Source organism: Pseudonocardia sp. EV170527-09 (assembly GCF_008369905.1).
Classification (GTDB): domain Bacteria; phylum Actinomycetota; class Actinomycetes; order Mycobacteriales; family Pseudonocardiaceae; genus Pseudonocardia.
Window position 1 is genome coordinate 13,484 of record NZ_VRMC01000064.1, and the last position, 20,795, is coordinate 34,278.

General features: G+C 73.7%; 23 protein-coding genes, 1 other RNA gene and 1 pseudogene. 8 read left to right on the plus strand and 17 right to left on the minus strand.

Features of this window, described 5'->3' with window-relative positions; all coding sequences use genetic code 11:
* Nucleotides 1-8: 8 nt before the first annotated feature.
* Nucleotides 9-1,499, minus strand: coding sequence for a cryptochrome/photolyase family protein (locus FVA95_RS19155; RefSeq protein WP_149665420.1), 1,491 nt, complete (start codon nt 1,497-1,499; stop codon nt 9-11).
* A 65-nt stretch (nt 1,500-1,564) separates the two neighbouring features.
* Here FVA95_RS19155 and FVA95_RS19160 point away from each other — a divergent pair, with 65 nt between their 5' ends.
* Nucleotides 1,565-2,293, plus strand: a complete 729-nt coding sequence (locus tag FVA95_RS19160) for a VIT1/CCC1 transporter family protein (RefSeq protein ID WP_020625648.1) — start codon at nt 1,565-1,567, stop codon at nt 2,291-2,293.
* A gap of 6 nt (nt 2,294-2,299) precedes the next feature.
* Here FVA95_RS19160 and FVA95_RS19165 read toward each other — a convergent pair whose 3' ends face one another.
* The 6 genes from FVA95_RS19165 to smpB all read right to left on the minus strand — a co-directional run bounded on the left by FVA95_RS19165 (nt 2,300) and on the right by smpB (nt 7,044).
* Entirely contained in the window at nt 2,300-2,491 is a 192-nt protein-coding gene (locus FVA95_RS19165; protein WP_149665421.1) for a ferredoxin, read from the minus strand.
* Nucleotides 2,492-2,496: 5 nt separating this feature from the next.
* On the minus strand, nt 2,497-3,723 hold the full coding sequence (locus tag FVA95_RS19170) for a cytochrome P450 (protein ID WP_149665422.1): 1,227 nt from the start codon (nt 3,721-3,723) through the stop codon (nt 2,497-2,499).
* A 124-nt stretch (nt 3,724-3,847) separates the two neighbouring features.
* Nucleotides 3,848-4,229, minus strand: a transfer-messenger RNA (tmRNA) gene (gene ssrA, locus FVA95_RS19175).
* 117 nt (nt 4,230-4,346) lie between these two features.
* Nucleotides 4,347-5,606, minus strand: a complete 1,260-nt coding sequence (locus FVA95_RS19180) for a trans-acting enoyl reductase family protein (protein ID WP_149665423.1) — start codon at nt 5,604-5,606, stop codon at nt 4,347-4,349.
* On the minus strand, nt 5,607-6,530 hold the full coding sequence (locus FVA95_RS19185) for an amidohydrolase family protein (protein ID WP_149665424.1): 924 nt from the start codon (nt 6,528-6,530) through the stop codon (nt 5,607-5,609). It abuts the gene before it with no gap.
* Nucleotides 6,531-6,555: 25 nt separating this feature from the next.
* A complete protein-coding gene (gene smpB, locus FVA95_RS19190; RefSeq protein WP_060713108.1) occupies nt 6,556-7,044 on the minus strand; it encodes an SsrA-binding protein SmpB in 489 nt (162 codons plus the stop codon).
* 142 nt (nt 7,045-7,186) lie between these two features.
* Here smpB and FVA95_RS19195 point away from each other — a divergent pair, with 142 nt between their 5' ends.
* Nucleotides 7,187-8,047: an NAD(P)H-binding protein gene (locus FVA95_RS19195; RefSeq protein WP_149665425.1), complete on the plus strand. Its 861-nt coding sequence runs from the start codon at nt 7,187-7,189 to the stop codon at nt 8,045-8,047.
* A 4-nt stretch (nt 8,048-8,051) separates the two neighbouring features.
* On the opposite strand, the gene ftsX is transcribed toward FVA95_RS19195, so the two are convergent.
* From ftsX to FVA95_RS19210, 3 genes are read right to left on the minus strand one after another with little or no spacing between them, the layout of a single operon-like run.
* Nucleotides 8,052-8,954, minus strand: coding sequence for a permease-like cell division protein FtsX (ftsX, locus tag FVA95_RS19200; RefSeq protein WP_149665426.1), 903 nt, complete (start codon nt 8,952-8,954; stop codon nt 8,052-8,054).
* Nucleotides 8,955-9,644 carry a cell division ATP-binding protein FtsE gene (gene ftsE, locus FVA95_RS19205; RefSeq protein WP_149665427.1) on the minus strand — a complete coding sequence of 230 codons (690 nt, stop codon included), beginning with the start codon at nt 9,642-9,644 and terminating at the stop codon, nt 8,955-8,957.
* A gap of 52 nt (nt 9,645-9,696) precedes the next feature.
* Complete coding sequence (locus FVA95_RS19210; protein WP_161992358.1) at nt 9,697-10,176, minus strand: MarR family winged helix-turn-helix transcriptional regulator; 480 nt, start codon at nt 10,174-10,176, stop codon at nt 9,697-9,699.
* Nucleotides 10,177-10,247: 71 nt separating this feature from the next.
* On the opposite strand from FVA95_RS19210, the gene FVA95_RS19215 reads away from it, so the two are divergent.
* Nucleotides 10,248-11,462: a multidrug effflux MFS transporter gene (locus FVA95_RS19215; protein WP_240051602.1), complete on the plus strand. Its 1,215-nt coding sequence runs from the start codon at nt 10,248-10,250 to the stop codon at nt 11,460-11,462.
* Between the two features lie 335 nt (nt 11,463-11,797).
* On the opposite strand, the gene FVA95_RS19220 is transcribed toward FVA95_RS19215, so the two are convergent.
* From FVA95_RS19220 to FVA95_RS19240, 5 genes are all read right to left on the minus strand, one after another.
* Nucleotides 11,798-12,559: a hypothetical protein gene (locus FVA95_RS19220; RefSeq protein WP_149665430.1), complete on the minus strand. Its 762-nt coding sequence runs from the start codon at nt 12,557-12,559 to the stop codon at nt 11,798-11,800.
* Complete coding sequence (gene prfB, locus FVA95_RS19225; protein WP_060713113.1) at nt 12,556-13,662, minus strand: peptide chain release factor 2; 1,107 nt, start codon at nt 13,660-13,662, stop codon at nt 12,556-12,558. The genes FVA95_RS19220 and prfB overlap by 4 nt, the downstream gene beginning before the upstream one ends.
* Before the next feature lie 32 nt (nt 13,663-13,694).
* Nucleotides 13,695-14,204, minus strand: coding sequence for a helix-turn-helix transcriptional regulator (locus tag FVA95_RS19230; protein ID WP_149665431.1), 510 nt, complete (start codon nt 14,202-14,204; stop codon nt 13,695-13,697).
* Nucleotides 14,205-14,407: 203 nt separating this feature from the next.
* Nucleotides 14,408-15,436 (minus strand): acyl-CoA dehydrogenase family protein, encoded by a 1,029-nt coding sequence (locus FVA95_RS19235; protein ID WP_149665432.1) that lies wholly within the window; start codon nt 15,434-15,436, stop codon nt 14,408-14,410.
* Between the two features lie 19 nt (nt 15,437-15,455).
* Nucleotides 15,456-16,628: an acyl-CoA dehydrogenase family protein gene (locus FVA95_RS19240; protein ID WP_149665433.1), complete on the minus strand. Its 1,173-nt coding sequence runs from the start codon at nt 16,626-16,628 to the stop codon at nt 15,456-15,458.
* Between the two features lie 125 nt (nt 16,629-16,753).
* Between FVA95_RS19240 and FVA95_RS19245 the strand changes: the two genes are divergently transcribed.
* Together FVA95_RS19245 and FVA95_RS19250 are read left to right on the plus strand one after the other, a co-directional pair.
* Nucleotides 16,754-16,996, plus strand: a complete 243-nt coding sequence (locus tag FVA95_RS19245; RefSeq protein ID WP_020621780.1) for a hypothetical protein — start codon at nt 16,754-16,756, stop codon at nt 16,994-16,996.
* Nucleotides 16,997-17,003: 7 nt separating this feature from the next.
* Entirely contained in the window at nt 17,004-17,396 is a 393-nt protein-coding gene (locus FVA95_RS19250; RefSeq protein WP_020621779.1) for a hypothetical protein, read from the plus strand.
* Between the two features lie 6 nt (nt 17,397-17,402).
* Here the strand turns inward: FVA95_RS19250 and FVA95_RS19255 are convergent, their stop codons facing one another.
* A complete protein-coding gene (locus tag FVA95_RS19255) occupies nt 17,403-18,167 on the minus strand; it encodes a tyrosine-protein phosphatase (protein ID WP_149665434.1) in 765 nt (254 codons plus the stop codon).
* Between the two features lie 52 nt (nt 18,168-18,219).
* Nucleotides 18,220-18,624: a redox-sensitive transcriptional activator SoxR gene (gene soxR, locus FVA95_RS19260; protein ID WP_149665435.1), complete on the minus strand. Its 405-nt coding sequence runs from the start codon at nt 18,622-18,624 to the stop codon at nt 18,220-18,222.
* 420 nt (nt 18,625-19,044) lie between these two features.
* Between soxR and FVA95_RS33075 the strand changes: the two genes are divergently transcribed.
* From FVA95_RS33075 to FVA95_RS19275, 3 genes and pseudogenes are all read left to right on the plus strand, one after another.
* Nucleotides 19,045-19,881: a transglycosylase SLT domain-containing protein gene (locus FVA95_RS33075; protein WP_240051603.1), complete on the plus strand. Its 837-nt coding sequence runs from the start codon at nt 19,045-19,047 to the stop codon at nt 19,879-19,881.
* A gap of 118 nt (nt 19,882-19,999) precedes the next feature.
* Nucleotides 20,000-20,425, plus strand: coding sequence for an acyltransferase (locus tag FVA95_RS19270; protein WP_193564383.1), 426 nt, complete (start codon nt 20,000-20,002; stop codon nt 20,423-20,425).
* A 109-nt stretch (nt 20,426-20,534) separates the two neighbouring features.
* Nucleotides 20,535-20,699, plus strand: a pseudogene (locus tag FVA95_RS19275) (leucine zipper domain-containing protein); the annotation flags it as partial.
* Between the last annotated feature and the right edge of the window lie 96 nt (nt 20,700-20,795).

The following is a 20,795-nucleotide window of genomic DNA, read 5'->3' on the forward strand; positions in this document are numbered from 1 at the left end:
CCGCCGGGTCAGAACTCCTCGCGGGCGGACTCCTGCTCCAGCAGCGCGTCGAGGTCGGTCAGCCGCTTCATCGTGGCGACGGCACGGGCGGTGCGGTTGTTGCCCGCCATCGTCTCCTCGTGGCGGTGCACGAACTGCCAGTAGCCCGCGGTGAACGGGCAGGCCTTCTCCCCCACCCGCACCGTCGGGTCGAAGGCGCAGCCGGAGCACAGGTCGGTCATCCGGTTGATGTAGGCGCCGCCGGAGGCGTAGGGCTTGGTGGCCATCCGTCCGCCGTCGGCGTGCTGGCTCATCCCGATCACGTTGGCGGGCATCACCCAGGCGAACCCGTCGACGAACGCCGTCGCGAACCAGTCGTTGAGCTCCGCGGGCCGGTAGCCGCGCTGCAGGGCGTGGTTGCCGAGGATCATCAGGCGCGGGATGTGATGGGTCCAGCCGCGGTCGCGGACCCCGCCCAGTGCGTGCGACAGGCAGTTCGCGGTGACGGCGTCGGCGTCCAGGTCGGTCCACCAGTCCGGCAGCGGCGTGCGCGCCCGCAGGTGGTTGCGACGCGTGTAGCCGCGCCCGAAACGCCAGTACAGCTGCCAGACGTACTCCCGCCAGCCGAGGATCTGGCGGACGAACCCCTCGACGCTGGACAGCCGGGCGCCCCCGTCGCGGTAGGCCTGCTCGGCGGCGTGCACCGCCTCCAGCGGGTGCAGTGCACCCAGGTTCATCGGCACCGACAGCAGCGAGTGCGCCATCGCCCAGTCCTGCTCCAGCACCGCGTCCTCGTACGGGCCGAAGGTGTCCAGGCGGTGCCGGACGAAGTGCCGCAGGGCCGCGGTCGCCTCCTGGTGGGTGACGGCGAAGCGGCGCGGTCCGTCCCGGCCGACGGTGGGGTACCCGGCCGCGTCGAGGTCGGCCCGCACGCGTGCGTCGATGTCGTCCTCGCGGGGCTCCCAGGGCGGCTCGACGGCGAGTGTCCGGGCGCCCTTCGGCGGGGTCTCGCGGTTGTCGTGGTCGTAGTTCCACGTCCCGCCTGCGGGCTCCTCCCCGTCCATCAGCACGGAGAACCGCTCGCGCTGGGCGCGGTAGAAGTCCTCCATCCGGAAGGTCTCGCGGTCACCGGCCCAGTCGTCGAACTCGTCCTTGCCCAGCGCGAAGGTCGGGCTGGGCCGGACCTCGGTGACCAGCCCCTCCCGCACGAAGCGGCGGACCATGTCCGAGGCGGGGAACGACGTCGGCTGGTGCACCACCACCGGGCGGCCGACCTGGTCCAGCGCCTCGCGGTAGGTGTCGGTGCGCAGGTGGGTGACCCGGTCGCCGAGCTGGTCGACGAGGTGGCGCATCCCGGACAGGACCAGGTGCAGCTCCTGGCGGTGGTGACGACGCCTGCCCAGCGCCCGCGCGGACTCGACGATCACGATCTCGCGGTCGGCGAACTCCTCGGTGTCCCACACGTGCGGGCCGAGCTGGTCGGCGAACAGCCAGAGCGGAGCCGTGTCATCGGACGACATCGACCCAGTGTCGGGCTGGTCGCGCACCGCCGCGCGGCGACCGCATCCGTCCTATCGTTGCGGGCGTGAACGATCCGGAGCTGGAGGCGGAACTCGCCGACCACAGCCACGACCACTCCCATCGGGACGTCTCGGGCGGCTGGCTGCGCGCCGCCACGTTCGGCGCGATGGACGGCCTGGTCACCACCATCGCGCTGATCGCGGGCGTCGGCGGGGGCGGGGCGGACCGCGACCTGATCGTGCTGACAGGGCTGGCGGGCGTCGTCGCGGGAGCGTTCTCGATGGCTCTGGGCGAGTTCGCCTCGGTCGGCACCCAGAACGACGCGCTCGACGCCGAGGCCGCCGTCGAACGCCGCGAACTCGTGCTGCACCCGCGCGCCGAGGAGCACGAGCTGGCCGCCCGGTTCCGCGAGATGGGACTGACCGGGCAGACGGCGGACGCCGTCGCGCGCGAGGTGCACCGCGACCCGGAGCTGGCACTGCGGATGCACGTCAGCCAGGAGCTGGGTGTCAGCCTGGACGACAAGCCCTCGCCGTGGGTGGCGGCGACGTCGTCGTTCGCCGCGTTCGCGGTCGGTGGCCTGATCCCGCTGCTGACGTTCCTGCTCGGCTACGGCTCGCTGGCGCTCGGCCTCGCCGTCGGCGGGCTCGGCCTGCTCGTCGCGGGGGCGCTGACCTCGCGGTTCACCTCCCGGTCGTGGTGGGCGGCGGCGCTGCGCCAGCTGGCGTTCGGCGCGATCGCGGCCGGTGCGACCTACCTGGTCGGGATGCTCATCGGGGTCAGCGCCGCCTGAGCGGGCTCAGTCCTCGACGCTGATCACGCGGGCCGGGCACACGTGCTCGGCCTCCTTCACCGCGTCCCGGTCGCCCTCGGCGGGCGAGTCGGTCAGCAGATCGACGATTCCGTCGTCGTCCTGGTCGAAGACGTCGGGCGCGGTCACCACGCACTGGCCGGCCCCGACGCACAGTTCCTTGTCCACGATCACGCGCATGGACATCAGAATGCCACCGGCAGCGCGTGCACGCCGTAGACGGCCATGTCGTCGCGGAACGCGATCTCCGAGTCCGGCACGGTGACCCGCAGCCCCGGGAAGCGCCGCAGCAGCGCCGGGTAGGCGATCTGCAGCTCGAGACGGGCCAGCGGCTGCCCGAGGCACTGGTGCACCCCGAACCCGAACGCGACGTGCCGGTTCGTCCCGCGGGACACGTCGACCTCGTCGGGGTGCGGCCACTGCCGCGGGTCGCGGTTGGCCGCCTCGGCGGCGAGCACCACACCCTCCCCCGCCCGGATCGTGACCCCGCCGATCTCCAGGTCCTCGGTCGCGACCCGGCGACGGCCGATGTGGGTGACGGTGAGGACCCGCAGCAGCTCCTCGACCGCGCCGCGGACCTGCGTGGCGTCGCCGTCGCGGACGACGGCGAGCTGGTCGGGGTGGTGCAGCAGGGTCAGCGTGCCGAGGGCGATCATGTTCGCCGTCGTCTCGTGCCCGGCGACGAGCAGCAGCAGCGCCGAGGCGCTCGCCTCGTCGACGGTGAGGTCCCCGGCCGCGACCCGGGCGGCCATGCCGCCGAGCACGTCGTCCTGCGGCTCGGCCAGCCGGGCCCGGACGAGTCCGGCCAGATAGTCCTGCAGCGCGTCCGACGCCGCGGCCGAGGCCTCCGCGCTGGAGGTGAGGTCGACCATGATCCGGCTCTGGGCCTCGAAGAACGCGTGGTCGGCGTAGGGCACCCCGAGCAGGTGGCAGATCACCAGCGACGGCAGCGGCAGCGCGAACGTCTGCACCAGATCGGTCGGGTTCTCCCCCGCCTCCGTCGTGTCGAGCAGCTCGGTGACGGTCTGCTCGACCAGGGGCCGGAGGCGCTCGATACGGCGCACGGTGAACTCGCCGATGAGCATCCGCCGGTGCCGGGCGTGCTCGGGCCCGTCCATCATGATGAAGCTGCGCCGGCGCCCCTCGGATCGCACGCGTCGCGACCGCGACGCGGCCGGGTAGCCCTCGCGGTCGGCGTCGGCGGACAGCCGTTCGTCGGCGAGCGCAGCGCGGACGTCGTCGTAGCGGGTGACGAGCCACGGCGTGCTGCCGTCCCAGATCCGGACGCGGGCGACCCCCGACCCCCCGGCGGGGCGCTCGTCCTCACGGATGCGGGCGAGTTCGGCGGGCGGGTCGAAGGGGCACTCACGCGCCATCGGGTAGGTGGGCACGGGTTGGGTCACGGCGGTCATCGGCATCACTCCCACCGGAGATGTTAGCAATGCACAGTTTCGTCGCGCAACGAAACTTCCCGGGGAACGACCCTCCCGGGAGACGGGAACGGCCCCGTCCCGGGGTCGGGACGGGGCCGCTGGGCGGTGGAGGTGCCGGGAATCGAACCCGGGTCCTCCGTCGGTTCACGAGGGCTTCTCCGTGCGCAGTCCGCTGTGTCTCTACTCGGATCCACCGGTCACGCGAACAAGCCGGTGTGACGATCCCAGCCGCTGTTGGATGTCCCCTGCGGTTCCGCGGCCGAACCGCAGGGTGAGTCCCCTGAATGATGTCGGGACCCGGAGCGGGGACGCCTCCGGCCCGACAGCCCCTACCTGGTGATCAGGCAGCGAGCGCGTAAGCGCTCTGGGCAGTGCGACTGTTGTCGGCACTTATTTTTTTGCGACGCATGGTTAACGAGATCATCGTCGCCTTCCTCGGCACGCTTCACCTCAATCAACGATCGGAGTCGAAACCGTTCACCCCCTGGTCGGATCCCGCAGGACCCGCAGTCCACCTGCACTCCGCCCGGACGTACCCGGACGGACGCACAGCATAACGCCCCGCGCCCGCCCGGACATTCCAGTTGCCGGTGGGTGGCGTGTCACCCCGCCGCGACCTCGTAGGTGTGCCCCGCGGCACGCAGCCGGTCGACCAGCACGTCCCCCAACGCGGTGGCCGGGGTGAGGCAGCCCGCGCGATCGGGCAGCGCGGACCCACCCAGGGCCAGGGCGAGGCCCGCCTCGGCGAACATCACCGCGGTGGCCGCGTAGCCGGGGTCTCCGGGGCCGGACACCCGCACCCGGTAGCGACGCCCGGACTCGGTCTCGGCGCGGACGTCCATCCGGAACCAGCCGCGCTCGCGGGTCCGCTCCGACGGCCCGCTGCCCGGCGCGGGCAGCACCCGGTCGAGCAACGGGCGGATCGGCCGGACCATGAACGCGCCGACCAGCGCGCCGAGCCCGGCGGTGACCACCGCCGCGGCGACCGCCCCGGACACCCCGCGCCCGCAGCCCTGCAGCTCGCCGTAGCGCAGGCCGCGGCCGTAGGCGTGGTCGAGCAGCGCGTTGGAGCGGCGCACGATCCGGGTGTTGTACGACGCCATCACGAACGGCGCGGTCCAGGTGCCGTCCGGGAGCCGGGCCGGCGGCCCCGCGTCCGCGGGCTGCGACGGCGTCGGCTCGGCCGCGGGGTCGGGGCTCAGCGAGTGCGGACGGGCGGCCAGACGCCGGGCGCCGCGGTCGGTGCGGACGGTGTCCAGCTGCCCGCGCAGCGAGTCCACCGTGCCGCCGGAGACCCCGCCGCGCATCGTCGCGACCGTGCGGACCTCGGTGAGCCCGCCGGCGCCGTCGGCCTGCGCGGCCCGGTGCGCGAGCCACACCCCCAGATCGGAGGGGACGGAGTCGTAACCGCAGGAGTGCACGATCCGCGCACCGCTCGCACGGGCGGTCTCGTGGAAGCGGTCGATCGCCTCGCGGACGAACAGCACCTCGCCGGTGAGGTCGGCGTAGTGGGTACCGGCATTCGCGCACGACCCGACCAGCCCCAGGCCGTACTTCGCGTACGGGCCGACCGTGCTCAGCACCACGCGTGCGCCCGCGGCGAGCCGGTCGGTCGCCGCCGGGTCGGTGGCGTCGGCGACGATCAGCGGCCAGTCCCGGGCCGACGCGGGCAGCGACGCCCGGGTCGCGGCGAGCTTGGCCTCCGAACGCCCGGCCAGCGCGATGCGCACCCCGGGCGGGGCGTGCTCGGCGAGGTGGCGGGCGATGAGGCCGCCGACGAAACCGGTCGCGCCGTAGAGGGCGATGTCGACCGGTTCCCCCGGGGCGGCTCCTCCGGTCGGGTCGTGCTGCGGGCTGACCATCTAGGAACTCCTCGTGTCGTCGACGCCCAGCAGCGCGGCCGGGGCGTCGTGCAGGACCGAGCGCAGGAACTCCGTGCCGAGGCGGGGTTCGGCGGCGGCCCAGTCGGCGATCGCGGCGAGCTGCTCGGCGTAGGCGTAGGGGATGTTGGGGAAGTCGGTGCCGAGCACGATCCGGCCCGGGTACTCGGCCAGGCGCGCCGGCCAGTCCGACGGCAGCGGGGAGAGCCGCTGGGAGAACGCGGTGCCGACCATCGTCGTGTCGAGCACCAGGTTCGGGAACCGGTCGAGCAGCTCCAGCGCGCCCCGGAAGTCCGGCATGCCCGCGTGGGCGAGCACGATCCGCAGGTCCGGGTGGGCCTCGAGCACCTCGGCGAAGATCTGCAGGCCGGTGTACTCGCCGGGGATCGGCCCGTCGCCGCAGTGCACGACGGCGGGGACACCCGCGTCGGCGAGCAGCCCCCAGGCGTCGCGCAGCAGGGGATCGCGCGGGTCGAACCCGCCGACCTGGACGTGCACCTTGACCAGCCGCGCCCCGTCGGAGACGGCACGGCCGAGGTAGTCCACGACCGACGGCTCCGGGTAGAGGGTCGCCGTGCGCACCGCACGCGGGTGGGTGTCGGCGAACTCGCCCGCCCAGCCGGTGAGCCACTCCCCCATGCCCGGCTTGTGCGGGTAGGTCAGCGGGGCGAACGCGAGCACCCCGAGCCGCTCCAGGACGGCATAGCGCTCGTCCTCGGGCAGCCGGTAGTGCACCGGCCACGGGGTGCCGTAATGGGTCTCGGCGGCGTCGAAGTAGGCCCAGACCTTGTCGAGCATCCGCTGGGGCAGGAAGTGCACGTGCACGTCCACCAGGCCGGGCAGGCCCAGCTCGGCGGTCCAGCGGGGCACGTCGGCGTCGTCGACCGGCGGCGCAGGAAGATCCACGGCCCCACCCTAGGCGGGCCGCGGCTCAGCCGCGCAGGTCCCGGGCCCGCCCCTTGGCCGCGCGGCCGACGGCACGCGCGATCTCCTTCTGGGCGTCCTTCTTGGCGAGGTCGCGGCGCTTGTCGTAGTCCTTCTTGCCCTTGGCGAGCGCGATCTCGCACTTGACCTTGCCGTCGTTGAAGTACAGCGACAGCGGCACCAGGGTGAGCCCGCCCTCGCGGGTCTTGCCCATCAGCCGGTCGATCTCCCCGCGGTGCAGCAGCAGCTTGCGGGTGCGGCGCGGCTCGTGGTTGGTCCAGCTGCCGCGCACGTACTCCGGGATGTGCAGGTTGCGCAGGAAGATCTCGCCGTCGTCGATCGTGGCGAAGGCGTCGACCAGCGACGCCCGGCCCAGACGGAGGCTCTTCACCTCGGTCCCCTTGAGCGCGACCCCGGCCTCGAACTCCTCCAGGATCGCGTAGTCGTGCCGGGCCCGACGGTTCTGCGCGATCACCTTCCGGCCCTGTTCCTTCACACCACCAGCCTACCCGCGGTGCGCCACCGGTATCCGACGGCGGCGTCGCCGGAGCAGTGCTCTTGCACTTCGGCGTCGCCGCATGCAGACTCGTTACGAGAGCACTGCTCTCGTAACAGACCAATGATCACAGGAGGCGGGCATGACGACGACGGTGCTGGTGACCGGGGCGACCGGCGGGATCGGCGGGCACCTGCTGACCGCGCTGGGCGGTCGGGACGTGACGGTGCGGGCGCTGGTCCGCGATCCCGACCGCCTGGCCGGTGCCGGCGTCGAGGTCGTGCGGGGCGACCTGCGCGACCCGGGCGCCGTCGCCGCGGCGCCGCACGGGGTCGACGCGGCGTTCCTCAACTCCCCCTCGGCTCCCGACGCCGCGACGACCCAGATCGCGGTGGCCGATGCCGCCGCGACCGCCGGGGTGAACCGGCTGGTGCTGCTGTCCCAGTTCGCGGCGCGGGCGGACTCCCCGGTGCGGTTCCTGCGCTGGCACGCCGCGGTGGAACAGCACGTCCGCGACCTGGGCATCGGCCACGTGGTGCTGCGGCCGAACCTGTTCCTGCAGGGTCTGCTGGCCTTCGCCCCCCTGGTCGCGGCGACCGGCCGGTTCGGCGCCCCGATCGGCGACGCCGCGGTGAGCGCGGTCGACGTGCGCGACATCGCCGACGCGGCCGCGGCGGTGCTCACCGGCGCCGGATCCGACGGCGCGGTGCACGACCTCACCGGACCGCGTGCCGTCACCCACGCCGAGATCGCGGCGGCCCTGGCCGAGGCGACCGGGCAGCCGGTGTCGTTCAACGACCTCACCCCGGAGGTGTTCGCCGCTGCCCTGGACGGGGTGCTGCCACCCTGGCAGGCCGCGGGACTGGTCGAGGACTACGCCCACTACGCGCGCGGCGAGGCGGCCCGGGTGGACGACGCCGTCGCCGTCCTCACCGGCCACCCGGCCCGCACCCTGGAGGAGTTCGCCCGCGACCACGTCGCGGCGTTCACCCCCAAGGCGTGAGCACTCAGACCTTCACGTAGGCCCGCAGCGTCACGTACCCGGTGATCCCCGCGACGAGCGCACCGGTGGGCACGAGCAGCGCCGAGACCACCAGCACGTCGGTGATCCGGACCGGCGGGATCACCCCGGCCTGCCCCATCGCGGCGAACAGGTCGTCGACGACGGCGTACTTGGCCGCCACCAGACCGATCCCGGCGAGCGCCCCGCCGACGGCACCGGCGATGGCGGCCTCGACCAGGAACGGCAGCTGGGTGGTCCAGCGCGTCGCCCCGACCAGGCGCATCACGCCGACCTCCGTGCGCCGCATGAACGCCGACACCTGGACCGTGTTGGAGATCAGCAGGATCGCCGCGAGCGCCTGCACGACGGCGAGTGCGAACGCCACGTTGCGCACCCCGTTCAGGAAGTCGAACAGGGTCCCGACGACGTCGCGCTGGTCGATCACCCCGCGCACCCCGGGCCTGCCCTCGACGGCGGCCCGGGCGGCCGCGGCGCCCGCCTGCTGGTCGGTGAGGGTGACCCGCAGCGTGGCGGGCAGCGACTGCGGCCGGGCGACGTCGGCGACCGACTGCCCGGCGAACAGCTCGCGGAAGCGGGTGTAGGCCTGCTGCTGGGACTCGAACGCGACCCCGCCGACGCCCGGGGCGGCCTCCAGCGCGCTGCGCAGCGACGCGCACGTCGGCCCGCTGCAGTCGGGGTCGGTCTCCGAGACGTCCGGGGTGAGCGCCACCTGGATCTCGAGCCGGTTCGTGTAGAGCGCGGAGATGTCGTCGATGGTGCGCAGCACGAGCAGGCCCGCACCGACCGACATCAGGGTGACCGCGGTGGTCAGCACCATCGCGACGGTCATCGTGACGTTGCGGCGCAGACCGGAGGAGACCTCACGGGTGAGCAGGGCGGGGCGCATCTACCGGCCCGCCCCGTACACCGCGCGGGCCTCGTCGCGCAGCACGGCGCCGTCGGCGAGCTCGATCACCCTGCGGCGCATCGCGTCCACGATGGACGAGTCGTGGGTGGCCATCAGCACCGTGGTGCCCCCGCGGTTGATGCGCTCCAGGACCTGCATGATCTCCCGCCCGGTCTCGGGGTCGAGGTTGCCGGTGGGTTCGTCGGCCAGCAGCAGCGGGGGCCGGTTGGCCGACGCCCTGGCGATCGCGACGCGCTGCTGCTCGCCGCCGGACAGCTCGTGCGGCAGCCGCTCGGCCTTGCCCTGCAGCCCCACCATCTCCAGCAGCTCCGGGACGGCGATCCGGATCTCCGACGGCTTGCGGCCCAGCACCTCGAGCGCGAACGCCACGTTTCCGGCGACGGTGCGTTTGGGCAGCAGCCGGAAGTCCTGGAACACGCAGCCGATCCGCTGGCGCAGCCGCGGCACCTTGCGCCGGGGCAGCCCGGCGACGTCGAGGCCGTCGACGAGGATGGATCCCGAGGTGGGGACGTCCTCGCGCAGCAGCAGCCGCAGCAGCGTCGACTTGCCCGACCCGGACGGTCCGATCAGGAACACGAACTCACCCGCCCCGACCGTCGCGGAGACCCGGTCCAGCGCCGGACGCCCGGACGTCGGGTAGCGCTTGGTGACGTCCCGCAGCTCGATCACGGAGCGGGACGGTACCGCCGCCCGGAGTGCACGGGCGGTGACGACACGCCCGTCAGGCCGGTCCGGCGACGACCGGGGCCCGCGACGGGTCGAGCGCACCGGCGAGCCGGTCCAGGACCGGGGCCGCCGCCCGCAGCGTGACGGCGTCGGCGTCGTCGAGGTCGTCGAGGGCACGCCGGATCTGCCGCGTCCACGCCGCGTCCAGCAGCTCCCGGTGCCGGGCGGCTCGCGCCGTGGGGTGGAGCAGGGCACGACGGCCGTCGGCCGGGTCGGCCCGGCGCTCCAGGAGGTCGCGTTCGACCAGCGACCGGACGGTGGTGCTGACGTTGCTGGCCTGCAGGCCGAGCCCGCGCGCCACCGTCGAGACGGGATTCCCGGGACGGGCGGAGACCCACCGCAGGACCTCGTGCTCGGACCCGGTGATCGCGTCCAGCCCGACCGCGCGCTCTCCCGCCGCCCGCAGCACGCGCGACAGGTCGTGCACGGCGTCCACCAGCGCAGCCCAGTCGTCCCGGTCCTTGACCTCGGTCACAGACGCGATACTACGCGACAGTTCATATATAGCTTCATAGGTAATCGTCGCCGGAGAGGACAGTCATGACCGTGGGTACCGAGCAGGCCGCGCCGAGGACGGTGCGGGGCCGCACCGTCCCGGACGGTGTGTGGATCAGCGTCCTCGCGCTGCTGACGGCCGTGGCGCCGCTGGCCACCGACATGTACCTGCCGGTGCTGCCGACGGTGGCGGCCGAGCTGGGCACCTCGGCGTCGGCGTCGCAGCTGACCCTGACCGCGTTCCTGGTGGGGCTGGCGGTCGGGCAGCTGGTGATCGGCCCGCTCTCGGACAGCTGGGGGCGGCGACGCCTGGTCGTCGCCGGCACCGTCCTGCTGTTCGTCGCGTGCCTGGCGAGCGCGGTCGCGCCGTCGGTCGCCGTGCTCGTCGTCGCCCGGTTCCTGCAGGGCTTCGGCGGGGCGGCCGGCCTGGTGCTGAGCCGCGCGATGATCTCCGACCGCACCACCGGTGCGCGGACCGCGCAGCTGTTCTCGCTGATGATGGCGATCAACGGGATCGCGCCGGTGGTGGCCCCGGTGATCGGCAGCTCGCTCGGCGGGGTCGTCGGCTGGCGGGGCATCTTCGTGGTGCTCGCCGGGCTGGCGCTGCTGATGCTGGTGTCGTCGCTGGTCGCGGTGCACGAGACGTTGCCGGTCACGGCCCGCAGCACCGGCGGTGTGCGACGGACCTTCGCCGACGTCGGCGCGCTCCTGGGCCGCCGTCGCTACGTCGGCTACGTGCTGGCCTTCGCCACGGCGTTCTCGATGATGTTCGCCTACATCTCCGGGTCGCCGTTCGTGCTGCAGCAGACCCTCGGCCTCTCGACGACGCAGTACGCCCTCGCCTTCGGGGCGAACGCGGCCGGCCTGGTGCTGGGCAACGTCGTCAGCAGCCGGCTCGCCGCGCGGATCGCCCCGCGGCGCCAGCTCGTGACGGCCGTCGGCGGACTGGTGGTGCTGTGCGCGGCCCTGCTGGTCGTCGTGCTGCTGGGGGCGGCGCGCTGGCCGGTGCTGGTGCTGCTGTTCGCGACGCTGACCACGCTGGGCTTCGTGATGGGCAACAGCGCGGCGCTGGCCACCGGTGAGGTCCGCGACCGCGCCGGGGCCGGCTCGGCCCTGCTGGGGGCCACCCAGTTCGGCCTCGGGGCCCTGGTCTCGCCGCTGGTCGGGTCGAGCGCGACGGCGATGGCCGTGACCATGCTGACCGCGGCCACGCTCTCCGCCGTGTCGCTCGCCGCCCTGACCCGCGGGGCGACCGCAGCCCACTGAGCCCCGCCCGACCCGCCCCGCCGACCCGACCGGCTCGCGCGCCGCGCCGATCCGCCCCGCCGCGCATCGGACGCGCATCGAGATGCGGCTCAGGGCTGTCCATCGACCCTTCGCACAGCCCCGAGCTGCATCCCGACGGCGGAACCCGGCCACCGCGACGCCGAGATGCAGCTCAGCGGGAGTTGTCGCTCTCTGCGGCCCGCTGAGGTGCATCTCGGCGCACCGCGACCGCCCCGGGGCGCGGCGCAGACCGCGAGGCGCACCCCGCGAGGTGCGCGGTGCGAGATCCGAGACGCGAGGCGAGCCGGGCGAACGACGGGACGCGGGGAGCGTCGTCAGGGGGCGGTGATCTCCACCGGCACCCCGGGGTCGGCGAACGAGACCGTGACCGCGCCCGGGACGGCGGCGCCGGCGGCCTGCGTCCCGGTGGCCGGGGCCTGCGGCTCCAGACGCAGCCGGAGCAGCCGCCCGCGGTCGGCGGGGGCGGCGTCGGGGGCGCCGAGCCAGGCGGTGAACCGCGGGGTCGGCGAGACCAGCCCGGCGAGCTCGTCGAGACGGGTCCCGACCGCCGGGTCCGGGGCACCGGCCCGTGCGGCGGCGAGGTCCACCGACCCGGTGTAGGTGGTCGCGGCGACGCCGTCGACGTCGGTGGTCCCCGGCGCGGCGACGACGTCACGCAGACCGGGGGCGGCGTGCAGCATCCCGCCGACGGCGCCGACCGGGACGAGCCCCGTGGACAGCGGCTGCCAGCGGTCGCTCCCGCCGAAGCGGACCCAGGCACGCTCGTCGAGCACCCTGACCTGGGCGCCGCGGGTGCCCAGGGCCACGGTGAGGTCCGCGGCGAACGGGGTGAAGCGGGCGGGACCGGAGGCACGCACCGGGCCGGTGACCGAGTCCAGCTCGACATCGACCCGCGCCGACCCGGCGTCGACGAGCGCGGTGCCCGCCGCGGCCACGGCGTCCTGGGCCGACGGTGCGGCGACGGCCGCGGGCGGGGCGCCGTCCGCGGCAGGCTCCTGGGCACCACCGGTGCACCCGGCGAGCACGAGCAGGACGAGCGCGCCGCAGGCGGCGGCCGCGCGACGACCCCGGCTCACGAGGCGGATTCGGTCTGCTTGCGCCAGCGGATGCCGGCCTCGATGAACTCGTCGATCTGGCCGTCGAGCACCTGCGAGGGGTTGCCCTCCTCGTGCTCGGTGCGCAGATCCTTCACCAGCTGGTACGGGTGCAGCACGTAGTTGCGCATCTGGTTGCCCCAGGAGGACCCGGCCTCCTTGAACGAGTCGCGCAGCTCGCGCTCCTCCTGGCGCCGCTTCTCCAGCAGCTTCGCCTGCAGCACGGCCATCGCCGAGGCCTTGTTCTGCAGCTGGGAGCGCTCGTTCTGGCAGGCGACGACGATCCCGGACGGGATGTGGGTCAGCCGGACCGCGGAGTCGGTGGTGTTGACGCCCTGACCGCCGGGCCCGGAGGCGCGGAACACGTCGACCCGCAGGTCCTTCTCGTCGATCTCGATGTGGTCGGAGGTCTCGACGACCGGGGCCACCTCGACACCGGCGAACGACGTCTGGCGCCGGCCCTGGTTGTCGAACGGCGAGATCCGCACGAGGCGGTGGGTGCCGGCCTCGACCGACAGCGTCCCGAACGCGTACGGGGCGTGGACGGCGAAGGTGGCCGACTTGATGCCGGCCTCCTCGGCGTAGGACGTCTCGTAGACGTCGGTGCCGTAGCCGTGCCGCTCGGCCCAGCGCAGGTACATGCGCAGCAGCATCTCGGCGAAGTCGGCGGCGTCGACCCCGCCCGCCTCCGAACGGATGGTCACCAGGGCCTCGCGCTCGTCGTACTCGCCCGAGAGCAGCGTGCGGACCTCCAGCGAGGAGATCTCGCTGCGGAGCTTCGCGCGCTCGGCGTCGGCGTCGGCGACCGCGGACTCGTCGCCCTCGTCCTCGGCGAGCTCGTAGAGCACGGGCAGGTCGTCCAGCCGGCGGCGCAGGTCGTCCAGCCGGCGCAGGTCGCCCTGGGCGTAGGCCAGCCGGCTGGTGATCTGCTGGGCGGCGTCGACGTCGTCCCAGAGGTCCGGCCGGCCCGCCTGCTCGGACAGTTCCTCGATCTCCTGGCGCAGCCGGGGCACGTCGGCGACGGCCTCGATGCTGGACAGCGTGGTGTCGAGGTCCTTCAGGTCGGCCTGGACGTCGGAGTTCACAACGGTCGAGGGTACGCGGGGTGCGCCCCGGTTCAGTCCTGGGGGATCGCGTCGATCAGCTTGATCATCGCCCGGGTGTGGGCGACGGCGAAGTCCGCGACCGGGCGGCCGTAGGGGTCGTCGGTCGCGCGGGCGGCGGCGCGCGCCACCGCGAGCCGCTCGGCGTAGGCCTCACGGGCGGCCGCGACCAGCTCGGTGCGCTGCTTGACCGTCAGCGTCCCCGCGTGCAGCAGCCGCAGCACCAGCGGGCTGCGGACGGCGTCGGCGTCGCCGCCGGTGGCGAGCCAGTGCTTGAACGACCGCTTGCCCGCCGCGGTGACCACGTACTGCTGGCTGGCCCGCGGGCCCTGCTTGCCCAGACGCAGCAGCGCCTCCTCGGTCAACGCGGGCAGCTCGCGGTAGACCTGGCTGCGGGTGACGGAGAAGAACAGCCCGAACCGCTCACCGGCCGCGGCCACCAGCTGCCCGCCGGTCATCGGCCCTCCGTGGAGCAGGCCGAGGAGAGCGGCGGCGGTGGCGTTGACCGGTGTGACGGGTGCCATCGTCCGACGGTCCCACGTCCGCGCCGGGCGCGCGAGTCCACAGCGCACATCCGCCCTGAGCAGACGACGTGCACTGTGGCCTCGCGCTGGCCTCGCGCTGGCCTCGCGCTGGCCTCGCGCTGGCCTCGCGCTGGCCTCGCGCTGGCCTCCGGCCCGGCCGCGGTGAGCGGGCCGAGCCGGACGACGCGCGGCCCGTCGACGGGTCAGGCGCCGACGGTCAGGGAGGCGATCCGCTCGCGGGAGACGGCGACGTCGCCGTACTGGCCGGCGAGCCGCTTGGCGCGCTTGTAGAAGAAGTGCGCCTCGTGCTCCCAGGTGTAGCCGATGCCACCGTGGAACTGGATCATCGCCGCGGTCGTCTGGAGCGCCACGTCGCTGCTCTTGGCCTTGGCGACGGCGACGGCGAGCTCGGCGTCGTCGAGCCCGGTGTCCACCGCGTGCGCGGCGTAGAGCGCCGCGTGCTCGGCCATCGTGACCCCGACGTGCAGGTCGGCCAGTGCGTGCTTGAGCGCCTGGAACGACCCGACGGGCACACCGAACTGGGTGCGCTCGCGGTCGTAGGCGACGGTGCGGGTCAGCGCCTCGCGGGCGATGCCCACCAGGTCCGCGGCGACCAGCACGGTCGCCCGGTCGGTGAGCAGCCGCTGCAGCTCGACGGTGGTGCCGGGCAGCGCCTCGGCCGTCCCGCCGCTGCACGACGCGAGCCGGGTGGTGCCGTCGTAGCTGCCGACCGGCGACGCCGTGGCGCCGGTGACCAGCGCCAGCCCGGGCAGGCCGTCCTCGGCCGGCGCGACGACGACGTCGGCCAGGGCGCCGTACTCCACCACCGGCAGACCGGTCGCGACGCTGCCCCGGGTGGTGAACGCGCCGACCGCCTCGCCCGCGGCGAGCTTCGGCAGCCAGGCCGCCTTCTGCTCGTCGGAGCCGGCGAGCCGGATCGCGTCGGCGGCCAGCACGGTGCCGCGCCACGGGCCGGGGGCGACGCCAGCCCCGAGGGCGCGGGCGATCACCTGGGCCTCGACCAGGCCGAGACCGAGGCCGTCGTGGTCCTCGTCGACGGTGACCGCGGTCCACCCCTGCTCGCCGGCCGCGCGCCACAGCGACGCCGGGTTGCCGTCGTCGGACGGGTTCTCGACGACCGTCCGCACGGCGGCGAGGTCGAACCGCTGCGCCAGGTAGTCGCGCACCGCGGCGCCGAACTCCTGCTGGTCGGAGGTGAGTGCGAAGAACATCGGTGGCTCCTCCTGCGGATCAGCGGGGCAGGCCGAGCACGCGCTCGGCGGTGACGTTGCGCTGCACCTGGGACGAGCCGCCCCAGATCGTGACCGAGCGCGACCACATGGCCTGGGCGTGCAGCGGACGCAGGTCGGTGCCGTCGGGCAGGGCGTCCAGCGTGGCGTCCTCGCCGAGGATCCGGTCGTAGACCTCCCACAGGTCCTGGAACGCCTCGGACCACTGCAGCTTGGTCATCGACGCCTCGAAGCCGAGGTCGCGGCCCTGCTCGACCTGGGTGAGCACGTGCATCGAGTGCAGCCTCAGGCACTCCAGCTCGGTCAGGACGCGGGCCAGGTCGTCGCGGATCACCGGGTCGTCGGCGCGGCCCAGCTTCCGCGCGACGGCGGCGATCTCGTCGTACTGACGACGGAACTCGGTGTACTGGGAGATGCCGGACGCGCCGCGTTCGAAGGACAGCAGCAGCATCGCGGTGCGCCAGCCGTCGCCGATCTCGCCGAGGCAGTCGGTGACCGGGACGCGGGCGTCGTCGAAGAACACCTCGCCGAACTCGCTGGCCCCGCTCATCTGGCGCAGCGGCCGCGCGGTGACGCCGGGCTGGTTCATGTCGATCAGCAGCATCGAGATGCCGCGGTGCTTCTCCGACCCGGCCTCGGTGCGGACCAGGGTGAAGATCTTGTCGCCGTGCACGGCGTTGGTGGTCCAGACCTTCTGTCCGTTGACGACGAAGTCGTCGCCGTCGCGGACGCCCTTGGTGGACAGCGCCGCGAGGTCGGACCCGGCGCCGGGCTCGGAGAAGCCCTGGCACCACACGACCTCGTTGCGCAGCAGCGGGCCGATGATCTCCTTCTTCTGCGCGTCGGTGCCGATCGCCATGACCGTCGGCGCGAGGAAGGTCAGGCCGAGCGGGTTGACCGTGCGCGGCGCCTGGGCGCGGACGGTCTCCTCGTCGTAGATGGCCTTCATGCCGGGCGTGCCGCCGCGACCGCCGTACTCGACGGGCCACTGGATGCCGGCGAACCCGGCGTCGGCCTTGTCCCGCTCCCAGTCGCGCCGCAGCCGGAAGCTCTCGGAGTCCTCCAGCGACTCCCAGAACCCGGGACGGGTCCACTCGTCGGGGATGTGGGCGCCGAGCCAGGAGCGCAGTTCCTCGCGGAACTCCTCCTCGGCGGGGGTGAAGGTCAGGTCCATGGATGCACCCGTTCTGCGTGTGAGGTCGGCACTGTCCCGCCCCGGAGCCTTCCATACCCGCCGGTAACCTGCTTCCCGCGGCGTGCCCGTGGCCAGTGGCGGTATGCGCGGAGTACCATTCCGGTATGCGCAGCGAGCGGGTGACGGTCACGCTGCCGGCCGAGCTGGTGGCAGAGGCGAGGGACGCGGTGTCCCGCGGATCGGCGGCGAGCCTGTCCGCCTACGTGGCGGAAGCCGTACAGGCACGGCAGGACCGGGACCGCTCCCTGGCCACCCTCGCGGACCTCTACGGCGGTCCCCCGCCGGCCGACGAGCTGGATGCCGCGCGCCGTTCGCTGCGCCCGGTTCCGCCCGTGGCCGTCGGCTGAGCCCGCGATGATCGGCGGACGCGTCCTCGATGCCTCGGCTCTGGCGGCCTTCGCGACCGGTCGCCCCGTCTACATGCGCGCCCTGGTGTGGGCCGCGGTGGAGGAGAACATCGTGCTCGCGGTGCCCAGCGCCGCCCTCGGCCGCGCCTGGTCGATGGTCGACGCCGAACACCACGCTGCGTTGCAGGTCCTGCTGGGCCTGCCGAACACCGTGATCCACGAGCTCTCCCCGGAGAGCGCCCAGGAGGCCGGGCTGCTGCTCGCCTCCCAGGGGCTCGACGACATCGTGACCGGCCAGGTCGTCACCGCCGCCCGGCGCCGGGGCTGGCCCGCGGTGACCGGGGACCCGGGGTCGCTGCGCAAGCTCGACCCGATGGTGCCGATCGAGGAGCTGCCCTGAGGGTGCTCAGGCGCTCTCCTCGCGCAGCCGGGCCCGCAGGCGCGCCAGCTCGTCGTCGGTGAGGCCGTTCTCCTGCAGCCAGCCGACCGGGCCGCCGTGGCGCTCGTCGAGCAGCCGCAGGAACTCGGCCATGACCTCCGCCCGCGGGCGGTGCCGGTCGAGCTCCTCGGCGGGCGGCATGGGCTCGCCGGAGGCGGTCGTCCACTTCTCGAACAGGGCGTCGATCCGGGTCGCGGACAGCGCGTAGTCGGCGGTGATCTCCTCCCGCGGCACCCCGACCGCGGCACACACCAGCGCGACGAGCACCCCGGTGCGGTCCTTGCCCGCGGCACAGTGGACGACGGTCGTGCCGGAGTCCAGGGCCGCGATCCGGCGGACCCCGTCGACGACGTACTCCCCCCGGCCCTCCAGGTAGGCGAGGTAGTGGCCGAGCATCGGGTCGAGCACTGCCTGGGCGTCCCCGGTCTCCGGCAGTGCGATGCCGGTCTCGGGGATGAAGCTGAGCCGGTGCACCGGCACCCCGGCGTCGGCGAGCGCACCGAGGCCGTAGGTCGTGCGCTCGCGGTCGGTGCGCAGGTCCAGCACCTGGACCACGCCCAGCTCGTCGGTGAGGTACGCGACGGCGGCCGGGCCCAGCCCCTCCAGGGACTCGGTGCGCAGCAGGACGCCGGTGCGGACGCGGCCCCCGCCGTCGAGCGGGAGGCCGCCGACGTCACGGGCGTTGGCGAGGCCGTCGACGGTCAACCAGCGGTCCGGCACGAGATCGGTCACGACCCCAGGTTAGGCAGCCCGGGGCGCCACGGCAGCGGTCGCGACCCAGGGTTCACCGGCCGTGCACCGGCGGGCGACGCAGCGCGGCGGGCAGCGTCCGGGCCCCGTCGCCGTACGCGGCGGCGGCGTCGTCGGGGTTGACCAGACGGCAGGTCGTCATCGACAGGCAGCCGCAGCCGATGCAGCCGTCGAGGCCGTCGCGCAGGGCGGTCAGCGCCTCGATCTGCTCGTCGAGCCTGCCGCGCCAGGACCGCGACAGCCGCGCCCAGTCCGACCGGGTCGGCGTGCGGTCGGCGGGAAGCGCGTCGAGGGCGGTGCGGACCTCGTCCAGCCCGATCCCGATGGACCGGGCCGCCCGGACGAACGCGAGCCTGCGCAGCACACTGCGCCGGTAGCGACGCTGGTTGCCCGAGGTCCGGGTCGCGGAGATCAGCCCCTCGCGCTCGTAGTAGCGCAGCGGGTTCCCGCACTCGGCGCTGCGCTACTACGAGCGCGAGGACGGCCCGTGAAAACCTTGAGCCAACTCTAGTACTGCGCCGTTCGTCGCCCGCCCGCCACCTGCGGAGACCACCGTCCGTCGGCCGGGTCGCACCGTCCATCGGGTTGCCTCGCGCACTCGCTCAAGATCACGAAACCGGTGAACGGTGTCTGTCGCGCGGCGACCGACGCCCCCGGTGCTGGCCCCCCGGGGCGGGGGCCTCTACGGTTGTCCCCAGTCATCACGGCCCGATCACGAGCGGGCTGGAGCCGGACTCCCCGACCGGCTCACCCGGGACCCCCGACCCGGCCGTTCGTGCGCGGTGCCGTCCGTGATCTGAAAGGCGTTTCCTTGACCGGACACCGCTCCCCCGGTGGCCACCACGGGTTCCCCCGATCCGTGGCGACCACACCCGCAGCAACGGCCGCTGCGCCGTCCCTCCGCTCGCCGCGGCACGGCGGCCCCGCGCACGCCGCACGTCGTGCGGGCACCCGCACGGCCGCCACCGGCGCCGCGTTCGGCGTGCTCGCCTCCGGTGCGTTCGCCGCGATCGTCCCGACCACCCTGGACGGGACCTCCGCGCAGGCCGACGCCGAGGAGGGCGGCACCACCGCCGCGACGACGCTGGCCGCGTACTCGGCGAACATCCCGTCCGCCACGAAGACCAGCGACGGCTCGACCTCCGGCTTCTTCAGCCCGGTCTCCTTCGCCCAGCCGTCCGCCGCGTCGGGCGCGCTGCAGTCCGCGGCCCCCGCCAGCGACGCCGACCTCGCGTCGCTGGGCAAGGCGCACGAGATCGCGACGAAGATCGCCGCCGAGCACGCCAAGGCCGCCGCGGCCGAGCAGGCGCGCGCAGCCGAGAAGGCCCGGATCGACGCGATCGTCGCCAAGGGCGGGCTGGACGGCTGGATCGCCGAGGCCCTGGACCACATGGGGCTGTCCCAGTCCTACGCGGCCGGGCTCAAGCGGATCATCCTCAAGGAGTCCAACGGCAACCCCAACGCCATCAACAACTGGGACTCCAACGCCGCGGCCGGCAACCCGTCCGAGGGCCTCATGCAGGTCATCCCCTCGACGTTCGCGGCCTACGTCCACCCGGACTTCGCGGACCGGTCGATCACCGACCCGATCGCGAACATCACCGCCGGCGTCCGCTACATGATCGACCGCTACGGCATCGACACCCTCGATGCGGGTGGCCGGGTCGGCAGCCACGGCGGATACATCGGATACTGAGCGACACCCTGACCCATGACGGCGGTCACCGGGGGAACCCGGTGACCGCCGTCGTCGTTGAGCGGCCGGAACGTAAACTTCCCTTTACCCGCCCGCGCCGAACGAGGAGCTGCCACTCGTGACGTCTCCCGGTGGAGCACCCGCCGCCCGCACCGGAACGACGGTCGGCGATGCCACGCGTTCCCGGTTCCGTCCGGAGCTGCAGGGCCTGCGCGCCCTGGCGGTGCTGCTGGTGGTCGTCTACCACGTCTGGGTCGGCCGGGTCTCCGGCGGCGTCGACGTCTTCTTCCTGATCACCGGCTTCCTCATCACCGGTGGCCTGTACCGGGCCGCGGCGCGGGGCGGGGTCGACGTGCTCGCCACCTGGCGACGGCAGTTCTCCCGGCTCCTGCCGGCGATGACGGTGGTCCTGGCCGCGGGTGTGGTGGCCGGGTTCTGGCTGCTGCCGGAGAACCGGTGGATGCCGACCGTCCGGGAGACGGTCGCGTCGCTGCTGTTCCTGCAGAACTGGGAGCTGGCGCACAACTCGGTCGACTACGTGTGATGTCCAGGGAGGTTGTCCCGTCCGGGGGCGGTGAGTCTGGCTGACAGACGAAGGCCTCCGGTTGTGAAGTGGAGCTGTCTAGGAACCGCTTCACCCACCGGAGGCCTTCGTGTCCCACGCTAACGCCGCCCTGACCCCGCGCGCCCGGCTGCGGCTCGCTCAACTCGTCGTCGAGCACGGCTGGACCCACACCGCGGCCGCGACAATGTTCATGGTCTCCGCGCGGACCGCCAAGAAGTGGTCCGACCGCTACCGGGCCGAGGGGTGTCCGGGGACGGGCTGTGGTGTCGGTTGATGGACGACCTGACGTGTCGTTGGCCCGGGCGCGATCATGACACGGCTGCCGGGACCGGGGACAGTGCTCTGTCCT

What these genes read in the sequence shown, in the direction of transcription:
- FVA95_RS19155 (WP_149665420.1), bottom strand. Translation starts at nt 1,499, where the DNA reads ATGTCGTCCGATGACACGGCTCCGCTCTGGCTGTTCGCCGACCAGCTC.
- FVA95_RS19165 (WP_149665421.1), bottom strand. Translation starts at nt 2,491, where the DNA reads ATGCGCGTGATCGTGGACAAGGAACTGTGCGTCGGGGCCGGCCAGTGC.
- FVA95_RS19170 (WP_149665422.1), bottom strand. Translation starts at nt 3,723, where the DNA reads ATGACCGCCGTGACCCAACCCGTGCCCACCTACCCGATGGCGCGTGAG.
- FVA95_RS19180 (WP_149665423.1), bottom strand. Translation starts at nt 5,606, where the DNA reads ATGGTCAGCCCGCAGCACGACCCGACCGGAGGAGCCGCCCCGGGGGAA.
- FVA95_RS19195 (WP_149665425.1), top strand. Translation starts at nt 7,187, where the DNA reads ATGACGACGACGGTGCTGGTGACCGGGGCGACCGGCGGGATCGGCGGG.
- ftsX (WP_149665426.1), bottom strand. Translation starts at nt 8,954, where the DNA reads ATGCGCCCCGCCCTGCTCACCCGTGAGGTCTCCTCCGGTCTGCGCCGC.
- FVA95_RS19230 (WP_149665431.1), bottom strand. Translation starts at nt 14,204, where the DNA reads ATGGCACCCGTCACACCGGTCAACGCCACCGCCGCCGCTCTCCTCGGC.
- FVA95_RS19235 (WP_149665432.1), bottom strand. Translation starts at nt 15,436, where the DNA reads ATGTTCTTCGCACTCACCTCCGACCAGCAGGAGTTCGGCGCCGCGGTG.
- FVA95_RS19240 (WP_149665433.1), bottom strand. Translation starts at nt 16,628, where the DNA reads ATGGACCTGACCTTCACCCCCGCCGAGGAGGAGTTCCGCGAGGAACTG.
- FVA95_RS19245 (WP_020621780.1), top strand. Translation starts at nt 16,754, where the DNA reads ATGCGCAGCGAGCGGGTGACGGTCACGCTGCCGGCCGAGCTGGTGGCA.
- FVA95_RS19250 (WP_020621779.1), top strand. Translation starts at nt 17,004, where the DNA reads ATGATCGGCGGACGCGTCCTCGATGCCTCGGCTCTGGCGGCCTTCGCG.